The organism is Herbaspirillum sp. RTI4 (genome assembly GCF_034313965.1).
GTDB lineage: Bacteria > Pseudomonadota > Gammaproteobacteria > Burkholderiales > Burkholderiaceae_D > Herbaspirillum.
This window is the reverse complement of the sequence record NZ_JAVIWQ010000002.1, coordinates 1,914,138-1,933,256: the sequence shown is the minus strand read 5'-3', so window position 1 is coordinate 1,933,256 and position 19,119 is coordinate 1,914,138. Positions and strand designations below refer to the sequence as shown.

Genomic DNA, 19,119 nt, shown 5'->3' with positions numbered 1-19,119 from the left:
CCATTAATACGTCTCCACATGAAAACGACCTTGTTTCACCATCTGCTGATGCAAGGACGGCCAATCCATTCCGGCCTCTTTACAGATATCGCGCAAGGCCTCCATGACCCCGGTTTCCATCCCTTTCAGGCCGCAGATATAGATATAGGTATCTTCCCGCAACAGTTGCGACACGGCCGGCCCGGCTTCACGGATTTTGTCTTGCACCCAGGCACGCGGTTGATCCGGCACACGGGAAAAGGCGAGATGGATGTCGATGAATTCCTGCGGCAGTTTGCGCAAGGGGCCGAAATAAGGCAGCTCTTCCGGCTTGCGCGCGCCGAAGAACAGCATCAGTTTGCCGCTCTGCGCTTGCGCTTTGGCCGTCTGCCGGCGGCGATGCTCGGTCATGGCGCGCATCGGAGCGGAACCGGTACCGGTGCAAATCATCAGCAAATGCGCGTTGGCATGATTCGGCATCAGATAGTTGGCACCGAACGGGCCGCTGACTTGCACGGTATCGCCCTTTTGCAGATCACACAGATAGTTCGAGGCGACACCGCGCACGGCATTGCCCTCATGGTCTTGCACTACCCGCTTCACGGTCAGCGACAAATTGTTATAGCCCTCACGCTCGCCGTCACGCGGGCTGGCGACCGAGTACATGCGCAGATAATGCGGCTTGCCGGCGGCGTCGGTTCCCGGCGCAATGATGCCGATAGACTGGCCTTCGAGCAGCGGGAAAAACTGCGTGCCGAAATCAAGCACCAGATGACGGATATCGCTTTCCGCATCCTCTGCCGTCAAACGAAAATTACCGGCGACTGTGGCGGTAACCGGTTCTTTCAGCGAATACAAATTGAGATAAGGATGGGCCGCCGACCAGGGCGCATGGGTCGATGAGGAGGCGCTTGGCGCAGCCGGCATCTCTCCCGGCAAGGCATTGCCCGACGGGCGTATTGCGTCCGGTGTTTCAAGCGGTGCGGCTTGCTGCGGCGGCAACTCATCCCAGCCGAATTGTTCCTGCAAGCTATAGGCTTGCGTTTTGGGGACGACATGCCAGTGGTCGATAGAACCGGTGGGACAAGGCGAAACGCAGGCTTCGCAGCCATTGCATTTATCGGCGTCCACGACATAGTTGCGGCTGTCGTGCGTGATCGCATCGACCGGACAGGTTTCTTCGCAAGTGTTGCAGCGGATGCAAATCTCGGGATCAATCAAATGCTGGCGCAACAAAATGATGGAGTCAGAAGCGTTCATGATGTACCTGCCATGGGGTGCGAACTCTAGAAGAACTCAATAAGAATTCAATACGAAAGCTAAAACGGCGGTGCGCCTTATTTACATGCTGGTAACGCGCACCGCCGCAGACCTCTTTACCGCCGCTTAATTAAACCGGACGTAGTCAAAATCAACTGGCTGGCGGTTGACCCCGACTGGCGGCGGCGCAATCCAGTTCGCCATTTTTCCCGGTTCAATCACCCGGCCCATCAGCGAAGCGACGAAGGCGCGGTCTTCTTCGCTCGGCAACCAGTTGCGCACTTTGCTCAGCCATTCGGCTTCGGAAATCACTTGTCCCTCTGGCGAAATACGCATGTTGGAAAAACCGCCGATATGACGATTGAAAGCCTTGTGCGGCGTGACCATGCGGAAACTCTGGCCGGCTTTTTCCAGCACGCGGTTCCAGCGACCGACACCGGCCACCGAGTCGCGGATGTAATCGTCGCGCAGCACTTCGTTGAGGGCGTTGAGCATCGGCACTTCCTTCTCCACCAGCGCGCCGTTCGACACTTCGATCAAACGATAAGACTGGCCCTTGAGCAAGTGATCGTCATCGCGCTTGGTTTCTTCGTAGCGCCCCTTGAGACCGGAATTGTAGAAGTTGGCCGCGTTCGACGATTGATCCGCACCGAACAAATCGATGGTGACGCTGAAGTGAAAATTCAGATAACGCTGAATCGTCGGCAAATCGATCACGCCCTTAGCGCGCACTTGTTCCGGGTCTTCGATGCCGTATTGGCGCATCACTTCACAGGTGCGCTGAATCACCCGTGAAATACCGGATTCGCCGACAAACATGTGATGCGCTTCTTCGGTCAGCATGAAGCGACAGGTGCGCGACAAGGGATCAAAGCCCGATTCCGCCAGCGCATTGAGCTGAAACTTGCCGTCGCGGTCGGTGAAATAAGTAAACATATAAAACGCCAGCCAGTCCGGGGTCTCTTCGTTGAAGGCTTCCAGGATGCGCGGATTGTCGGTATCGCCGGAATTGCGCTGCAACAGCGCTTCGGCTTCTTCGCGCCCGTCGCGGCCAAAATATTTATGCAGCAGGTAAACCATCGCCCACAAGTGGCGGCCTTCTTCCACATTGATCTGGAACAGATTGCGCAAATCGTATTGCGACGGCGCGGTCAGACCCAGATGGCGCTGCTGCTCTACCGATGCAGGTTCGGTATCGCCCTGAGTGACGATAATGCGGCGCAAGTTGGCGCGGTGTTCGCCGGGAATGTCTTGCCAGGCGTCACGACCTTTGTTTTCGCCAAAATTGATTTTGCGGTTTTCTTCCGCCTGCGCCATGAAAATGCCCCAACGGTAATCCGGCATCTTGACGTGGCCGAAATGCGCCCAGCCTTCCGGCGTGACGTTGATCGCTGTACGCAGATAGACATCGTGGCCGGTGGAACCGGTCGGGCCCATGTCGCGCCACCAGTTCAGGTAATTCGGCTGCCAGTGTTCCAGCGCGCGTTGCAGGGTCTTGTCTTCGGAAAGATTGACGTTGTTCGGGATGGTTTCGTTGTAATCAATTGTGCTCACGGCAAAATCCTTTGCATGGTGGAGAAGTGAAATTCAGTTTATTGAATGATTCGATCCGGCCTTACACTCGATTCCAGTCGAATTTGGCGCTGTTACCGCTACCGTAGACCTTAAGCGCACCCAGTTCACCGACGGCGTTAGGCCGGATGAAAATCCAGTTTTGCCATGCGGTCAGACGGCCGAAGATGCGGGTTTCCATGGTTTCCTTACCGTTGAAGCGCAGATTGGCTTCCAGTCCGGTCAGAGCGTCGGGAGACATGCTGGCGCGTTCTTCCAGCGCCAGACGGGTTTCGTCCTGCCAATCCAGCTCATCGGGATTGGAAGTGATCAAGCCCAGTGCCAGCGCTGCGTCAGCGTTCAGTGCCACCCCGGTTTGCGCCTGTACGGCGGCGATTTCTTCGGCATTGTCGTAGAAACGGCGCGCCAGACGCGACTGTCCGGTCACCATCGGCAAGAGACCAAAATTGGACGCCGACAGCGTCAGTCGCGGCCCTTTCTTTGGCTCGTCGGGACGCGACAGCATGTAGCTGCGATCGGCTGCCAGAGCCAGTTCCAGCAGCGAGCCGGCGAAGCAGGAGCCCTCTTCGATCAGCGCAAACAGGCTACGCGAAGTGACATCCAGACGGGCAAAGGTACGGCGCATGAAACCCACGGTCTGGCGCACCAGCCAGTGCGACGAGAACGCCTGCAAAGTGGCGTCCACATCGAGCACATCTTGCGCATGACCCTGGGTTTTGATAATCCAGGTGCCGAGTTCCAGTTCATTGGTGCGCAGATGCAAGATCGCGTCATCGAGTTCGCGCGTCATTTGCAGCGGCCACCAGTTCACACCGGCGGCTTCGATACCGGCGATGTCGTTCGGCTGCTCGACGGTCGGGGCCTTGACGGTCAGTGTGGCGCTGCGGCCGGCGCGGTCGATGCCGATGCTGACAAAACCATAGCTCACACCCTCGTCCGTGATTTTCTTGTTCAGTGGCGTAAATTTCACCCCTTCGGCTTGCGCCGGACGTTCGCTCAATTCGGCCAGCGCCAGCGCGCGATCCTGCACGGCTTGTTTGAACTGCGCCGGTTTTACTACTTCGTCCACCAGTCGCCAGTCCTTGGCACGCTGACCGCGCACGCCTTCGGAGGTGGTGCAAAAAATATCGGCGTGATCATGTCGCACTTTGCGTTTGTCGGTCAGGCGGGTCAGACCACCGGTGCCGGGCAGTACGCCCAGCAGCGGCACTTCCGGCAGACTGACCGAGGAAGAACGGTCGTCGATGAGGATGATTTCGTCGCAGGCGGCGGCGAGTTCGTAACCGCCGCCGGCGCAGGCGCCATTGACGGCAGCGATGAATTTCAAACCTTCGTGCTTGCTCGAATCTTCCAGACCGTTGCGGGTTTCATTGGTGAATTTGCAGAAATTCACTTTCCAGCCGTGGGTGGATTTACCCAGCATGAAGATATTCGCGCCGGAACAAAAAATGCGGTCGCGGGCGCTGGTCATGACTACCGTGCGCACCGTGGGATGTTCGAAGCGGATGCGCTGAACGGCGTCGTGCAGCTCTATATCCACGCCCAGATCGTAAGAATTGAGTTTGAGTTTGTAGCCTTCCTTGATGCCGCCGTCTTCGTCGACGTCCATCGTCAGCGTCGCCACCGGTCCATCGACGGACAAGGTCCAGTGCTTATAGGAATCAGGATGAGTCTCGTAATTGATGATCGATGACATGAGGATCGGCTCCAAGTGGAAATATGCTGCATTTTAAAAGGCGTAGAAGCACTATATTGCAGCTTAATGAGCGAGTCAAGCACTTACTTGCATCTTTAAAACAAGCAGGGGGAGATAGAGAGGGAGCCGAAATGCAGCGCGCCACCTGCGCAGGCGGCGCGCCGGGAGGTTAAAGTTTGGGAAGAGCGACTGAGCGCAACTGATCGTCGAGCGCCAGGAAAGCGCTTTCCTGGGTCATGTCGCTGGTATCGAATACCTCATCTGCCTTCGAGTAAAACGGCGTACGGCTCTGAATGATTTCCTTCAGATCCTGCATCGCCTCTTTATTACCGGACATGGGCCGGGTATCGCCCTGCGCCACCACGCGCCCCATATGCTCTTCCGGCGAGGCTTGCAGCCAGACGGTATAGCAATGCGAGAGCAGCAAATTGAAGGTCGCCGGATCGGAGACGATGCCGCCCGGCGTCGCGATCACCGCTTGCGGATAGCGTCCGATGATGTCTTCCAGCGCGCGGAACTCATAGCGCCGATATGCATTCGGCCCATACAAGGCATGGATTTCCGCCACACTGCAACCGGCCAGCACTTCTATATGACGATTCAACTCGATGAAAGGCACGACCCAGCGGTCGGCCAGCATGCGTCCTATCGACGATTTCCCCGCGCCGCGCAAACCGATCAGCGCCACCCGCTGCCGTCGCGCCCGCTCACTGGTCGGCGTCTCGAATACCCCGGATAAGGCGGTACGCGCCTCTGCCAGTTCGCGGTCGGAACGGCCACGCAGAATTTCCCGGATCATCAGCCATTCAGGCGAAGTGGCGGTTTCATCACCGATCATTTCCGCCAGCGTGCAATTGAGTACGCCGGTCAGTTGCCGCAAAAACTGAATCGAGGCATTGCCGACGCCGGACTCGACATTGGCCAGATGGCGCTCCGACACATCGGCCAGACGCGCCAGCGCCTTGCGGGTCAGCCCGCGCCGCGAACGCAAGGCGCGCAAGCGCTCGCCGAGCGCAATTAAATAAGGGTCTTTCTCTTCCTCTGCCCCGGCTACCAGGGTCATCTCTGTCTTTTTACCTGAGTCGTTCATACCGCTAACTTCCATCCGTTATGTTGCATTGACGAGGATCGGCATCGCTTACGCCGACCGACGACTAACATGAAACTGGCATGAAATATAACATGCGCCCTTGCTTGACACATGCAAGATATTACACATACACTTCATAAAAATATTACACCAATGCACTTTACGTCAAAAAAAGTGCACTATAAATTCAAAAAGGAGATTGTAAGCGATGGATGTATCCGCCTTTCAAAACCTGATCTCCGTTTTGACGGAAGAACTCTCCGGCAAGCCTGTCGATGCGGCCCTGGAAACCTATCTGAATACCTCGCATGGTGTTGGTAGCCAGACATTCATCGCCCTTGCCGCTGCCTGCGCTACGGGCGTCAAGGAAGGCTGGATGTGCCAGCGCGAAGGGGGCGGCATCCGTTATGGCCGCGTCATCAAGCCTTCCGACGCCACCCACGGTTTCAGCGTCGACGTGGTCGACATGGAAGACATTGCCGGCCCGCACCATACCCACCCGCAAGGCGAAATCGACCTGATCATGCCGCTGACCGACGGCGCGCTGTTCGACGGCCATGCCGCTGGCTGGTGCGTCTATGCCGCAGACAGTAGCCATCGGCCGACCGTTTCACAGGGCCGCGCACTGGTGCTGTATTTGTTGCCACAAGGCGCGATCCAGTTCACAGCGGCAACCTGAAAAACAGGCCAGATTATTTACCCAACTATCGCAGCAAGCAGTGGTAGCCTAAAGCCGCTGCGGCGCATCTTCTGCTGAACCAGGCAGGAAGAAAGACGCACCGGCCGGTATTGGCAAAGATTGGCAAAGTCTATGGGCGGGACGGGCGAACGATCACCAAGAGGATCGCGCCCACTTCGAAAAAATACCGCCGCGTCTGTGCTGAGCGGCAAGCAGGAGACAAAAATAATGCCACACGCAGAACCGGGAATCTCCTTCAATTTTGCCCACGCCATCCTCAGTCTGAATCAGGAACGGGCGCAGAAAACCGCCTATATCGACGACACCCAGACGCTCACTTATGGCGAACTCGATCTGCGGGTGCGCCAGTTTGCCGCCGCCCTGCTCGGTCTGGGCATGCGTCGCGAAGAACGGATTTTGCTGATCATGCAGGATACGGTCGATCTGCCGGTGGCGCTGCTCGGCGCCATGTTTGCCGGCATTGTGCCGGTGCCGGTCAACACCCTGCTGCCTGCGGCGGATTACGCCTATATGCTGGAACATTGCGGCGCGCGCATGGTGGTGGCATCCGAAGCGCTATGGCCGGTGGTAGAGGAAGCGCTGGCCAGCGTGGCCTTGCAACAGACAGTCAAGCGGCAAACCATGCCGCAAATCATTCTCTCGGGCGACGGCAGTATCACTGTGCCGGGCGCAACACGCTTGAGCCATTTGCTGGAAACTCCTCCGCTGGCCACCGACGACTACGCCCACACGCTGGCCGACGATTTTGCCTTCTGGCTTTATTCTTCCGGCTCAACCGGACGCCCGAAAGGGACGGTGCATTCGCACGCCAATCTGCACTGGACTGCCGAGCTGTATGGCAAACCCATCCTCGGTCTGCGCGAATCCGATCTGGTCTTTTCCGCCGCCAAGCTGTTCTTTGCCTATGGCCTCGGCAATGGCCTGACTTTTCCTTTAAGCGTCGGTGCGACCACGATTCTGATGGCCGAGCGCCCGACTCCGCACGCCGTTTTCAAGCGCCTCGTGCAGCACCAGCCGACCGTGTTTTACGGTGTCCCGACGCTGTACGTGGCAATGCTGGAGTCGCCGGAACTGCCCGCCAAAAAACAAGTAGCGCTGCGTATCTGCACCTCGGCAGGAGAAGCCTTGTCGAAGGAAGTCGGCGAAAAATTCCAGCGTCACTTTGGCTGCCACATTCTGGATGGCCTCGGATCGACTGAAATGCTGCACATCTTTCTGTCCAACCGGGCCGACGACGTGCATTACGGATCGACCGGCTTGCCGGTGCCCGGCTATACGCTGGAACTGCGCGACGAACTGGGCAAGCCCGTACCTGCCGGCGAGATCGGCGACCTGTACATCCGCGGCCCGAGCGCCGCCCTGCTCTACTGGTCGAACCGGGAAAAAAGCCGCGGCACCTTTGTCGGCGACTGGGTCAAAAGCGGCGACAAATACTCGATTGATGCGCAGGGCTACTATGTGTACGCCGGACGCAGCGACGACATGCTCAAGGTCAGCGGCCAGTATGTGTCGCCAATTGAAGTCGAGTCGGTGCTGATGGGGCATGAAGCCGTCCTGGAATGCGCCGTGATCGGCATGCCCGATGCGGATGGCCTGACCAAAACCAAAGCCTTCATCGTATTGAAAAAACCGGAGCTGGCCTGCGATGCGCTGGCCGACGATCTGAAAAAATTCGTCAAGACGCGTCTTGCGCCGCATAAATATCCGCGCGAAATCCACTTCATCGACCAGTTGCCGAAAACCGCGACCGGAAAAATCCAGCGCTTCAAACTGCGCGCAGCGCAGGCCTGAGCAAGGATGACTCTACCCATGACCCTGCCAATGACCACGTCCGAACAGCCGATCCGCTGCGCCCACATCCAGTGGCGCGAGCGTGAAATTGCACTTGAATATCAATGGGTAGGCGCTGAAAAATCCGACTATCCCGTGGTCGTCTTTCTGCATGAAGGACTGGGGTCGATTGCGCTGTGGAAGGATTTTCCCCAGCAATTCTGCGCTCAACACGGGCTGAAGGGTCTGGTGTTTTCGCGCTACGGCTATGGCAACTCGACCCCACGCCCGGCCGACGAGCGATTCCCGGTGGACTTCATGCACCAGCAGGCGCGTGAAGTGCTGCCGCTCTTTTTCAAAGAGGTCGGCGTGACCTCGCCCTGGCTGTTCGGGCATAGCGACGGCGGCTCGATTGCGCTGTTGTATGCCGCTTTTTCCCCTGAGCAGGTGAGCGGCATTGTGGTGGTCGCGCCGCATATTTTTGTCGAACAGATGACGGTCGAGGCCATCGCTGAAGCGCGGCAGGCCTATCTGGAACAGGGCTTGCGCGGCCGCATCGCCCGCTACCACACGGATGTGGATTCGGCATTCTGGGGCTGGAACGATGTCTGGCTCGATCCGGCTTTCCGTTCATGGGATATCGAAGCCCTGTTGCCCGCCATTCGCTGCCCGGTTCTGGCGGTGCAAGGCGATCAGGATGAATACGGCACGATGGCGCAGATTCAGGGCATACAGCAGCAGGTGCCGCACACGGTTCTGTCCACACTCACCGGGTGCGGGCATTCGCCGCATCGGGAGCAAGCGGAAGCACTCAGTTTCATCGCAGCAAATTTCATCACCAAGACGGCCTGAAAGGCCGCAATTGATCACCAAAGCGGCCATTCAAGGCCGCAATAACGCGGGAGACAAGCATGTCCATCAAATCCAGTGCCTTCAAGGCCGCCGCCGCTACCCTGCTCTTTTCCGGCATGGTGCAGGCTCAGCAAGCACAGCAAGCGCCGATCAAGGTCGGTCTCATGCTCCCCGCAACCGGCACCTATGCCGGTCTGGGCGACATGATAGAAAAAGGCTTCAAGCTGTTTGTCAGCGAACAGGGCGGCAAGCTGGCCGGACGCGAGTTGCAATACTTCAAGGTGGACGATGAATCCGATCCGGCCAAGGCGACCGACAATGTCAACAAACTGATCAAGCGCGATCAGGTCGATGTGCTGATCGGCACAGTTCACTCGGGCGTGGCGATGGCCATGGCCAAGGCGGCGCGCGAAAGCAATACGCTGCTCATCGTGCCCAATGCCGGTGCCGACGTGATTACCGGCGCCATGTGCGCCAAGAATATTTTCCGCACCTCCTTTACCAATTGGCAACCGGCCTATGCAATGGGCATCGTTGCCGCCAAAAACGGCCATAAGAAAGCCATGACGATTACCTGGAATTACGCGGCGGGAATCGAATCGGCCAAGGGTTTCGTGGAAGGCTTTGAAAAAGGCGGCGGCAAAGTGACGCAAAACCTGACCTTGCCTTTCCCGAATGTGGAATTCCAGGCCTTGCTGACCGAAATTGCGGCGCAAAAACCGGATGCGGTCTTTGCCTTCTTTGCCGGTGGCGGTGCAGTGAAATTCGTCAAGGATTACGCGGCATCGGGACTCAACAAGACCATTCCTCTGTACGGCCCCGGCTTCCTGACCGATGGCACGCTGGAAGCGCAAGGCGCGGCGGCACAAGGCATGAGTACCACCTTGCACTATGCCGACCGGCTCAATACCCCGCGTGACAATACCTTCCGTCTGAGTTTTGCCAAGCTCTACAAGACCAATGCCGATGTGTATGCGGTGCAGGGCTACGATGCGGCGCAGTTGCTGGCAGCCGGTATCAAGGCGGTCGATGGCGATATCAAGAAGCGCGATCAAATGATCGCTGCCATGGCATCCAGCCAGATCGATAGCCCACGCGGGAAGTTCACGCTGTCTGCCGCGCACAATCCGGTGCAGGATATTTATCTGCGCAAGGTCAATGGCAATTTGAATGAAGCGCAAAGCGTGGCCATCAAGGCGCTGGCTGACCCGGCCAAAGGCTGCAGGATGTAATACGCTGTGATCGGCCCTGCCGCTGCGAGTGTCCGCCACGAAATGGATCGGACTCTGGCAGCGGCGGCGCGCTGATGCAGTGCTTATTTAGCCCCGTTCTTCAGCACCGCACATCAGGATTTTCATGGAACTCTCGATCTTTCTCGTCCAATGCCTGAATGCGATTCAGTATGGGCTTTTGCTGTTTCTGGTGGCCAGCGGGCTCACGCTTATCTTCGGCATCATGGGCGTCATCAATCTGGCGCATGGCAGTTTTTACATGATAGGCGCTTACATGGCCTATGCGCTGGCACCCTTTTTCGGCGATCAGTTTTTGCTGCAAATGGCGGTGGGCGTGGTCTTGTCGGTGGCGTTCGGGTTTGTTCTCGAATGGGCGTTTTTCAGTTATCTGTACCAGCGCAACCATTTGCAGCAGGTGCTGATGACGTACTCGCTGATTCTGGTATTTGAAGAGGCGCGCAGCATGCTGGCCGGTAACGATGTGCATGGCGTGGCGATTCCTGCCTGGCTGGCGGGCAGCATCCGGCTCGGTGATGTGATGCAGTATCCGATCTATAACCTGTTTGCGTCGGCGGCCTGCATCGTGGTCGCTATCGGCCTGTATCTGGTCGTCAATCGTACCCGGCTGGGCATGATGATTCGCGCCGGGGCCAGCAACCGCGATATGGTGCGCGGTCTGGGCATTAACATCCGTTTGCTGTACCGCATTGTGTTTGCCGCCGGGGTGGCGCTGGCTGCGCTGGCAGGGATGATTGCGGCACCGGTCAGTTCGGTCTATCCGGGCATGGGCGGGCAAATTCTGATTATCTGTTTTGTGGTGGTGGTCATCGGCGGCATCGGCTCGATTTCCGGTGCGCTGATCGCGGCGCTGCTGGTCGGTTTTGTCGATACCTTCGGTAAAGTCTTTTTCGCTCAGTTCAGCGGTCTCAGCATTTATCTGCTGATGGCGGTGATTCTGATCTGGCGGCCGCAAGGCTTAATCAGTAAAGGTTATTGATATGTCCACGTCCGTTTCCCTTTACCGCAGCGCCCGGTTGCCGCTGGCGGCGCTGCTGATCGCCGCGGCCATGCCCTGGTTTCTAAGCGAGTACACGCAGAGCTTGCTGGTCAATATTCTGATTTATGCGATCTTTGCGCTCAGCCTGGAATTGCTGGTCGGCACCACCGGACTGGTGAGTCTGGGTCATGCGGCATTTTCCGGTGTCGCCGCGTATGTGACGGCGCTACTGATGGAGGTCACGGGACCGGGCGATATGCTGCTGGTTCTGCCGGCGGCCATGCTGGGCGCAGGGGCGTATGCCTTATTTGTGGGCGCCCTGTCGCTGCGCACCCGGGGGGTGTATTTCATCATGGTGACGCTGGCGTTTGCCCAGATGGCGTTTTTCATTTTCCATGACACCGCCATCGGCGGCGGCAGCGATGGGATGTATCTCAGCAGTCGCCCGAGTCTGGCGCTAGCCGGCAAGGTGCTGATCGATCTGGAATCACCACAACAATTTTATTTTTTCACGCTGGCTTGTCTGGCGGTCACTTATGCGCTGCTGGCGGTGCTGCTGCGTTCCCGCTTCGGGCGGGCGCTGGCCGGTATCCGTCTCAACGAACAGCGCATGCGGGCCGTCGGATTCCCTACCTATGGCTACAAGCTGGCGGCCTTTGTGATTGCCGGGATGCTGGCGGGACTGGCGGGATTTCTGATGGCGGCGCGTACCGGTGTGGTCAATCCAGAACTTTTGTCGTGGCATGAGTCGGGGGCGGTGCTGCTGATGCTGATCCTGGGCGGGCTGGGTAGTTTGCGCGGGGCGGTGATCGGTGCGGCGGCCTTCATTTTGCTCAAGGAGTTTTACTCGTCGGAAGCCGTGTTCGGCCCCTTTGCACTGCATTGGCAGATGTCGCTGGGCGTGACCATGATTCTGTGCGTGGCCTTGTTGCCGCACGGACTGATCGGTCTGCGTTTTCCACTGAAATTGCGTAGCGGTTTGCGCGCGAAACAAGGAGTGACGCATGGATAAGCAGCGCAGCAATACCGCGCCATTGCTGAGTGCGGCCGGTCTGACGCGGCGCTTCGGCGGTTTGCTGGCAGTGGATGCGGTGTCGGTCGATTTGTTTGTCGGTGAGGTGCATGCCGTCATTGGTACCAATGGGGCGGGGAAATCGACGCTGATTAATATGCTGTCGGGGGAAATCCCCCCCTCGTCGGGCGAAATTACGCTGGCCGGTGTGCCTATCGGCGCCTGGTCGCAACCGCGCCGCGCCCGCGCCGGAGTGGGTCGCAGCTATCAGCGCACGACTATTTTCCATGCCTTCAGCGTGCTGGAAAACTGTCGGCTGGCGGCACAGGCAGCGCTTCAGCGACCCTGGGCCTGGTGGCAAACGGCGGCCCACTGCGCCCCCACTCTGCACGCGGCGCGCGAAGCTATCGACGCCGCCGGTCTGGGCGATGCCGAACACACTATCGCTGGCAGCATGAGTCACGGCCGTCAGCGTCAGCTGGAAATTGCCATGTGTCTGGCAACCCGGCCGCGCGTGTTGCTGCTCGATGAGCCGCTGGCCGGTATGGGCGCGGAAGAAACCGAACGTATGCTGGCCATGCTGGAGCGCCTCAAGCAGGCACATGCGGTGCTGCTGGTGGAACATGATATGGATGCCGTATTTCGCATTGCCGACTGCATCACCGTGATGGTCAACGGTCAGGTGATTGCCAGCGGCAATCCTGAATCGATACGCACTAACCCTGAAGTGCAACTCGCCTATCTGGGCGAGGCCCACCCCTCCTGAGACCGCCCATGCTGCAAATTCACGCGATCCATACTTTTTACGGCGAAAGCCACATCCTGCATGGCGTCGACCTGCATATCGAGGCCGGTCAGTCGGTTGGTCTGCTGGGGCGCAATGGCATGGGGAAAACCACGCTGATCCGTTCGCTGATGGGTTATCTGCCGGTCACCTCGGGCAGCATTGAATGGCGCGGGACAAATGTCACCGGACTGCCGCCGGAACGCATGGCGCGGCTCGGTATCGGTTATGTGCCTGAGGGACGCGGAATTTTTCCGAATTTGTCAGTCCGTGAAAATCTGATCATGAGTGCGCGCACCGGTATCTCGGGACGGCAGGACTGGACTTACGATAGGGTGCTGGAGACTTTTCCGCGTCTGAAGGAGCGACTGACGCATGGCGGCCAGCAGCTTTCGGGCGGCGAGCAGCAAATGGTCGCCATAGGCCGGGCGCTGATGACGAACCCTGAACTGATGGTGCTGGATGAGGCCACCGAAGGACTGGCGCCGTTGATCGTCAAGGATATCTGGCGCGTCATCCGGGAGATCGGAGAGTCGGGCATCAGCACGCTGATCGTGGATCGCAATTTCCGTACTGTGCTGGCGCAGACCGACCGGGCGGTGATTATAGAAAAAGGCTGTATCGTGCTGGCCGGCAATTCGGCGGAGCTGGCGGGATCGGAGGCGGCGCTGAAACAATATCTGGGGGTATAGCGGACGATTGAGGGGGCGACTGAGCGGACGATTGATAGGACAACTAAGCGCATGATCGAGGCCTGATCGATTGCCCCTTACGAGGTCGCCGGAAGGTCAGTACGGTCGAATTTGATAAAATGCGCTCCAGAATACCCATTGAAGATGCTTGTTGATCGCAATACTGCCGATAAGCCACCACCGGAGCCAGAATTTCATGTCCATCCATACACCCACTTCTGGCAGCCTGTTTATTGTCGTCGCCCCTTCCGGCGCCGGCAAATCGACGCTGGTCAATGCGCTGCTGCAACAGGAACCGGCAATTCGCTTGTCGATTTCTTACACCACGCGCCCTCCGCGTCCCGGCGAACAACACGGGCGCGAGTATTTTTTCACCGATGTGCCGGATTTTCTGAAGCGTCAGGAAGAAGGCGAATTTCTGGAGTGGGCCGAGGTGCATGGCAATTATTACGGCACCTCGCGTCTGATGATAGGCCAGCAGGTCAAGGCCGGTACCGATGTGCTGCTGGAAATCGATTGGCAGGGCGCGCAGCAGGTGCGCAAGCAATTCCCGAACGTGATCGGCATTTTCATCCTGCCGCCCTCCATTGCGGCGCTGGAAGAGCGTCTGCACAAGCGCGGCCAGGACGAGCCGCAGGTCATTACGAGGCGCATTCTGGCCGCCGGCGGGGAAATCGCTCACGCTCCGGAGTTCGAATATGTTATTATTAATCAAGAGTTTGCAATAGCTTTGTCCGAATTAACTGCAATTGTCAAAACAGCGCGGTGCCGCTTCCCCCAGCAGGCTGCGCGCAATGCTTCTCTATTCAATCAGCTCGGCATCCATGCCGCGCAAATTTGAATCCTCATCCGACAATAACCAATACCGCCCTCTGGAGTGTTTATGGCCCGTATCACCATCGAAGATTGCCTGGGAAAAATTTCCAACCCTTTCCAACTGACTCTGGTCGCGACTTATCGCACACGCCAGTTGCTGCAAGGTCATACCCCAAAGGTCAATTCCCGCGACAAGCCAACCGTGATTGCTCTGCGCGAAATCGCCGCCGGTCTGGTCGGCATTGAAATGCTGAAAAAAGTACCTGCTTAAGTCATCGCTCTCTATCGTTAGCAATGACTCTCTCCGTGGCGGAAGCTAATCTCGTATGAAGCCTTCCCCCACGGATACCCCTCCCCCGCATCACCCCCGACACCCGTCAAAAAACGCACGTCCGCGCAGAGTGCAGATCCTGCATCGACAGCCCTTGCAGAACCGCAGCACAGCGGCGTTGCCACGTTTACCCATTTAACCGTCAAACTGGCCGAATACCTGACCCCTTCGGAATTGAAAAAGGTCAAGGAAGCCTATCGTTTTTCGGATGAGATGCATCTGGGACAGATGCGCAAGTCGGGCGAGCCGTATATCTCGCATCCGCTGGCAGTCGCTGAAATCTGCGCCGACTGGAAACTCGACGCGCAAGCCATGATGGCCGCGCTGCTGCACGATGTGATCGAAGATCAGGGCGTTACCAAGGAAGAACTGATCGAGCGCTTCGGCGCACCGGTCGCAGCGCTGGTGGATGGATTATCGAAGCTCGACAAGATCGAGTTTCAAAGCCAGATCGAGGCGCAAGCCGAAAACTTCCGCAAGATGCTGCTGGCAATGGCGCGCGATGTGCGCGTGATTCTGGTCAAACTGGCAGACCGTCTGCACAACATGCGCACCCTCGGCTCCATGCCGCCTGACAAGAAACGTCGTATCGCCAGCGAGACCATGGAAGTGTATGTCCCGATTGCGCATCGGCTCGGGCTCAACAATATCTACCGGGAATTGCAGGAACTCGCGTTTTCCCACCTCTATCCCTTGCGCCACCGGACCTTGTACAAGGCGGTCAAATCGGCTCGCGGCAATCGCCGCGAAGTGGTCTCGCGGATATTGGAAACGGTCAACAGCACCCTGACAGCAGCCGGCATACAGTCGCTGGTCGACGGTCGCGAAAAGACGCTGTACGGCATCTACCGCAAAATGCGCAACAAGCATCTGTCGTTTTCGCAGGTGCTCGATGTCTACGGCTTCCGGGTCGTGGTCGACAGCTTCGCCAATTGTTATGTCGCGCTGGGCACTCTGCACTCGCTGTATCAGCCCATGCCGGGCAAGTTCAAAGATTACATCGCCATTCCCAAGCTCAACGGCTACCAGTCGCTGCATACGACACTGATCGGCCCCTACGGCACGCCGGTCGAATTCCAGATCCGCACTGCCGACATGCACCGGGTTGCTGAATCCGGCGTTGCTGCGCACTGGCTGTACAAGGAAGACGACGAGGGCAACCTGACCGACTTGCAACAGCGCACCCACGCCTGGCTGCAATCGCTGCTCGATATCCAGCAGCAGACCGGCGATTCGGCGGAATTTCTGGAGCATGTCAAAGTCGATCTGTTCCCCGATTCGGTCTATGTATTCACGCCCAAATCCAAGATTATTGCCTTGCCGCGCGGCGCGACCGCGCTCGATTTCGCCTACAACATCCATACCGATGTCGGCGACCAGACCATTGCGGTCGTGGTCAACCACGAAGCCGTCGAACTGCGGGCGGAATTGCACAACGGCGACATCGTCGAAATCATCACTGCGCCGACGGCCCGGCCGAATCCGAACTGGCTGAGCTATGTCCGTACCGGCAAGGCCCGTTCGGCCATCCGGCACCGGCTGCGCACCTTCAACCAGACAGAATCGCTGGCACTCGGCAAACGGCTGTTGCAAGAGTCGCTGGAAATGCTGGGGCTGACGGCAGAGATGCTTCCTCCCGTGATCGAGCGGCTGCTCGGCGAATCCAGCACCAAAACGCTGGACGAACTGTGCATCGACATCGGCGTCGGCACTCGTATGGCACCGCTGGTAGCGCGTCATATCATGGGTCTGATGGAGAACAGCATGGACCCCGACTTGTCGCTGCGCGACGTCGAAGGTCGCAAACTGCCCAGCAAACCAGATCCAGTGGTCATTCACGGCAATGAAGGTGCCTCAGTGCAACTGGGGCAGTGCTGCCAGCCGATTCCGGGCGACGTGCTGATCGGCTATCTGAAACACGATCAGGCGCTGATCGTGCACACCGAAGATTGCGAAACCGGCAAGCGCCAGCGCGAAAAAGAAACCGATCGTTGGATAGAAGTGGTCTGGGGCGACGACCTGAAACGGCGTTTCAACTGCCGCATCAAGGTGCTGATCAATACCCGCAAGGGCATTCTGGCTCAGGTGGCCATGCAGCTCGGGGAATCCGACGCCAACATCGTCTACGTCGGCATGGATGAAGATCCGCAGCACGGATCACTGCAACAATTGCGCTTCACCATCCAGATTGAAGACCGGGTGCATCTTGCACGCGTATTGCGCAATCTGCGTACGGTAGAGGGCGTTACCCGCATCCTGCGCGAACGCAGCTAAACACCGCAAAACACAGCGCCCTGGTTAAACTGCTGCGCGGTGTCATTGAGCTAGTGCGCCCACGAAAATCAAGCGGCCTTGTGCTTATTTCCTATCGCTGAGCCGACTCGCCGCATGACATCCCAAGCCCCCCGTTTCGAAGCGCTCGTCCCGATTCATTTCGGCGCCGGATAAGTCACTTCCAGAATCGTCAGCACATCCTTGCCCGCCGGTGTTTGCAAACTGACTTCATCACCCTCGCGCGCCTTGGTCAAGGCCTTCGCGACCGGGGCAATCCAGCTTATTTTTCCATGCAAAGGATCAAGTTCGTCGATGCCGACGATGGTAATGGTGTGCGCCTGGCCATTCTGGTTTTCGTAAGTGACCGTCGCGCCGAAAAATATCTGATCGCTGCCGTAATGGACGCTTGGTTCCACCACTTCCGCCAGATCGAGCCGTTTGGTCAGGAAGCGAATGCGCCGGTCGATTTCCCGCAAGCGTCGTTTGCCGTAAATGTAATCGCCGTTTTCAGAACGGTCGCCATTGGAAGCGGCCCACGAAACGATACGCACCACTTCCGGCCGCTCCGTATCGATCAGGCGCAGCAACTCCTCTTTCATGCCGCTATAGCCGGCTGGGGTCATGTAATTTTTGGTGCCGACCGGGATTTCAGGAGCGACGATATCGTCGTCGTCATCGCCGTCGGATTCTTTGACAAACGCTTTATTCATCGAAACAATCATCACGTTGATTAGCTATCGGGCGATAAGCCGGTCTTGCTCACAATATCGTTACTCCAGGCGAAAGCGGCTTTTTCGATCTCATAAAATTCCTCGGTCGATAGCCCGGACTGGCTGAGCAAGTCTTTGAATTTCGACTGGTCCGCGCCGTCCCCTTCGACGTATTCGGCCAACTCAAGTATCGCCCCGAGAAATCCGCTGCGGTCCATCAATGCCGCGCGGATTTCATCGCTGACGGAGATTTCCTTGAGCAGACTGACCATCGGCATGCCAAACAGCACATCGATCAGCGACAGAATGCCGACGGTAAACGCCGTTTCCGACATCGTGGCATGTGCCGGATAACGCTTTTCAGCAATCAGTTCCAGCAATTTCCCTCGCGTGGCCGCCAGAATCAGCAGCGGCGATAACTGATGTATTTTCCCTTGATCGGTGCTGGCAAAAAGCAAAATCTGCAGCCAGCGTTTCAAGTGCAGACGGCCGAGCATGATCAGGGCATGGCCCAGCGAATCGATATGCTTTTTCAGGCCATAAACCGGCGTATTGACCAGCCGCAACAAGGTCAGGCTTAGCGCCATATCCTTTTTGATAAAACGCACAATTTCAGCATTATCGACATTCCTCACGACCAGCGTCAGGATATGCATGATGATCAGCGACGACGACTCCAGCTTCTTGCCCTGCAGGATGAAGGGTTTGGCGAAATAATAGCCCTGGAAATAATCGAAACCAAACGCGAGACATTCGTCGAACTGCGCGCGCGTCTCGACTTTTTCGGCCAGCAGCTTTTTCTTGGCCTTGGTGAAATAGATGCACAGCTCAAGCAATTTACCGGGGCTGACTGCCAGGATATCGATTTTGATAATCTCGACCCACGGCAAAATCTGTTCGATGTCCTTCGATTCGGCAACGACATCGTCCAGCGCGAAACGGTATCCCGCCTGCGCCAGCTGCTTGACCCGTTTTACCAGCGTCGGCGTGACCTGAACGGTTTCCAGAATTTCCAGAACGATTTTGTCGCGCGGCAAAAAATGGATGAAGTCGCTCATCAGGACGGCGGCATCGACATTGATGAAGCCGTACAGATTGCCGATCACATTATTGAGGCCCAATTCGGCGGCATGCGCAATCACTGCCGCCGTCGCCGACATATCGTCGCTGATGACGGCACCACCGGTGGCGGCATTCCTGAACAACAGTTCGTATCCCATCAACGCCTGACTGCGCGTAACAATGGGCTGACGCGCCAAGAAAAAATCCTTGGGGTTTTTGTCAGTCATCAGCAATTCCGATGTCGGTTCGAGCATAGTTAGTTTCTTTATCGCTCTCGATTAATCCGCCAG

General features: G+C 57.6%; 17 protein-coding genes. 11 read left to right on the top strand and 6 right to left on the bottom strand.

Translation table 11 applies throughout. The features are described 5' to 3' along the window. Nucleotides 1-3: 3 nt before the first annotated feature. The 4 genes from boxA to RGU70_RS08775 all read right to left on the bottom strand — a co-directional run bounded on the left by boxA (nt 4) and on the right by RGU70_RS08775 (nt 5,597). The gene (boxA, locus tag RGU70_RS08790; protein WP_322209024.1) at nt 4-1,239 is read right to left on the bottom strand and encodes a benzoyl-CoA 2,3-epoxidase subunit BoxA; all 1,236 of its coding nucleotides are present in this window, start codon (nt 1,237-1,239) and stop codon (nt 4-6) included. Nucleotides 1,240-1,365: 126 nt separating this feature from the next. After that, nucleotides 1,366-2,793, bottom strand: a complete 1,428-nt coding sequence (gene boxB / locus RGU70_RS08785; RefSeq protein WP_322209023.1) for a benzoyl-CoA 2,3-epoxidase subunit BoxB — start codon at nt 2,791-2,793, stop codon at nt 1,366-1,368. Between the two features lie 61 nt (nt 2,794-2,854). After that, complete coding sequence (gene boxC / locus RGU70_RS08780; protein ID WP_322209022.1) at nt 2,855-4,507, bottom strand: 2,3-epoxybenzoyl-CoA dihydrolase; 1,653 nt, start codon at nt 4,505-4,507, stop codon at nt 2,855-2,857. Between the two features lie 169 nt (nt 4,508-4,676). Further along, nucleotides 4,677-5,597: a helix-turn-helix transcriptional regulator gene (locus tag RGU70_RS08775; RefSeq protein WP_322209021.1), complete on the bottom strand. Its 921-nt coding sequence runs from the start codon at nt 5,595-5,597 to the stop codon at nt 4,677-4,679. Between the two features lie 208 nt (nt 5,598-5,805). On the opposite strand from RGU70_RS08775, the gene RGU70_RS08770 reads away from it, so the two are divergent. From RGU70_RS08770 to RGU70_RS08720, 11 genes are all read left to right on the top strand, one after another. Continuing rightward, nucleotides 5,806-6,276 carry a DUF4863 family protein gene (locus RGU70_RS08770; protein WP_322209020.1) on the top strand — a complete coding sequence of 157 codons (471 nt, stop codon included), beginning with the start codon at nt 5,806-5,808 and terminating at the stop codon, nt 6,274-6,276. A 228-nt stretch (nt 6,277-6,504) separates the two neighbouring features. Then, nucleotides 6,505-8,088, top strand: coding sequence for a benzoate-CoA ligase family protein (locus tag RGU70_RS08765; protein ID WP_322209019.1), 1,584 nt, complete (start codon nt 6,505-6,507; stop codon nt 8,086-8,088). 18 nt (nt 8,089-8,106) lie between these two features. Further along, nucleotides 8,107-8,919 (top strand): alpha/beta hydrolase, encoded by an 813-nt coding sequence (locus tag RGU70_RS08760; protein WP_322209018.1) that lies wholly within the window; start codon nt 8,107-8,109, stop codon nt 8,917-8,919. A gap of 116 nt (nt 8,920-9,035) precedes the next feature. Beyond that, complete coding sequence (locus tag RGU70_RS08755; RefSeq protein ID WP_416186559.1) at nt 9,036-10,151, top strand: ABC transporter substrate-binding protein; 1,116 nt, start codon at nt 9,036-9,038, stop codon at nt 10,149-10,151. A 124-nt stretch (nt 10,152-10,275) separates the two neighbouring features. Beyond that, a complete protein-coding gene (locus tag RGU70_RS08750; protein WP_322209016.1) occupies nt 10,276-11,148 on the top strand; it encodes a branched-chain amino acid ABC transporter permease in 873 nt (290 codons plus the stop codon). Between the two features lies 1 nt (nt 11,149). Continuing rightward, a complete protein-coding gene (locus RGU70_RS08745) occupies nt 11,150-12,160 on the top strand; it encodes a branched-chain amino acid ABC transporter permease (RefSeq protein ID WP_322209015.1) in 1,011 nt (336 codons plus the stop codon). Further along, nucleotides 12,153-12,926, top strand: coding sequence for an ABC transporter ATP-binding protein (locus RGU70_RS08740; protein WP_322209014.1), 774 nt, complete (start codon nt 12,153-12,155; stop codon nt 12,924-12,926). The genes RGU70_RS08745 and RGU70_RS08740 overlap by 8 nt, the downstream gene beginning before the upstream one ends. Before the next feature lie 8 nt (nt 12,927-12,934). Further along, entirely contained in the window at nt 12,935-13,636 is a 702-nt protein-coding gene (locus tag RGU70_RS08735) for an ABC transporter ATP-binding protein (RefSeq protein ID WP_322209013.1), read from the top strand. A gap of 196 nt (nt 13,637-13,832) precedes the next feature. Then, a complete protein-coding gene (gmk, locus tag RGU70_RS08730) occupies nt 13,833-14,477 on the top strand; it encodes a guanylate kinase (protein ID WP_322209011.1) in 645 nt (214 codons plus the stop codon). Nucleotides 14,478-14,519: 42 nt separating this feature from the next. Beyond that, nucleotides 14,520-14,723 (top strand): DNA-directed RNA polymerase subunit omega, encoded by a 204-nt coding sequence (gene rpoZ, locus RGU70_RS08725; RefSeq protein WP_322209010.1) that lies wholly within the window; start codon nt 14,520-14,522, stop codon nt 14,721-14,723. Between the two features lie 207 nt (nt 14,724-14,930). After that, nucleotides 14,931-17,057, top strand: a complete 2,127-nt coding sequence (locus tag RGU70_RS08720) for a bifunctional (p)ppGpp synthetase/guanosine-3',5'-bis(diphosphate) 3'-pyrophosphohydrolase (protein ID WP_323505569.1) — start codon at nt 14,931-14,933, stop codon at nt 17,055-17,057. Nucleotides 17,058-17,212: 155 nt separating this feature from the next. Here RGU70_RS08720 and greB read toward each other — a convergent pair whose 3' ends face one another. Then, nucleotides 17,213-17,767: a transcription elongation factor GreB gene (gene greB, locus RGU70_RS08715; RefSeq protein WP_322209008.1), complete on the bottom strand. Its 555-nt coding sequence runs from the start codon at nt 17,765-17,767 to the stop codon at nt 17,213-17,215. A 20-nt stretch (nt 17,768-17,787) separates the two neighbouring features. Next, entirely contained in the window at nt 17,788-19,083 is a 1,296-nt protein-coding gene (locus tag RGU70_RS08710; protein WP_322209007.1) for an EAL and HDOD domain-containing protein, read from the bottom strand. Nucleotides 19,084-19,119: the final 36 nt, after the last annotated feature.

Coding starts and splice junctions, on each gene's coding strand:
- RGU70_RS08765 (WP_322209019.1), top strand. CDS start 6,505: ATGCCACACGCAGAACCGGGAATCTCCTTCAATTTTGCCCACGCCATC.
- gmk (WP_322209011.1), top strand. CDS start 13,833: ATGTCCATCCATACACCCACTTCTGGCAGCCTGTTTATTGTCGTCGCC.
- rpoZ (WP_322209010.1), top strand. CDS start 14,520: ATGGCCCGTATCACCATCGAAGATTGCCTGGGAAAAATTTCCAACCCT.
- RGU70_RS08710 (WP_322209007.1), bottom strand. CDS start 19,083: ATGCTCGAACCGACATCGGAATTGCTGATGACTGACAAAAACCCCAAG.
- RGU70_RS08770 (WP_322209020.1), top strand. CDS start 5,806: ATGGATGTATCCGCCTTTCAAAACCTGATCTCCGTTTTGACGGAAGAA.
- boxA (WP_322209024.1), bottom strand. CDS start 1,239: ATGAACGCTTCTGACTCCATCATTTTGTTGCGCCAGCATTTGATTGAT.
- RGU70_RS08740 (WP_322209014.1), top strand. CDS start 12,153: ATGGATAAGCAGCGCAGCAATACCGCGCCATTGCTGAGTGCGGCCGGT.
- RGU70_RS08735 (WP_322209013.1), top strand. CDS start 12,935: ATGCTGCAAATTCACGCGATCCATACTTTTTACGGCGAAAGCCACATC.
- boxC (WP_322209022.1), bottom strand. CDS start 4,507: ATGTCATCGATCATCAATTACGAGACTCATCCTGATTCCTATAAGCAC.
- RGU70_RS08745 (WP_322209015.1), top strand. CDS start 11,150: ATGTCCACGTCCGTTTCCCTTTACCGCAGCGCCCGGTTGCCGCTGGCG.
- RGU70_RS08775 (WP_322209021.1), bottom strand. CDS start 5,597: ATGAACGACTCAGGTAAAAAGACAGAGATGACCCTGGTAGCCGGGGCA.
- RGU70_RS08750 (WP_322209016.1), top strand. CDS start 10,276: ATGGAACTCTCGATCTTTCTCGTCCAATGCCTGAATGCGATTCAGTAT.
- RGU70_RS08760 (WP_322209018.1), top strand. CDS start 8,107: ATGACCCTGCCAATGACCACGTCCGAACAGCCGATCCGCTGCGCCCAC.
- greB (WP_322209008.1), bottom strand. CDS start 17,767: ATGAATAAAGCGTTTGTCAAAGAATCCGACGGCGATGACGACGACGAT.
- RGU70_RS08755 (WP_416186559.1), top strand. CDS start 9,036: ATGGTGCAGGCTCAGCAAGCACAGCAAGCGCCGATCAAGGTCGGTCTC.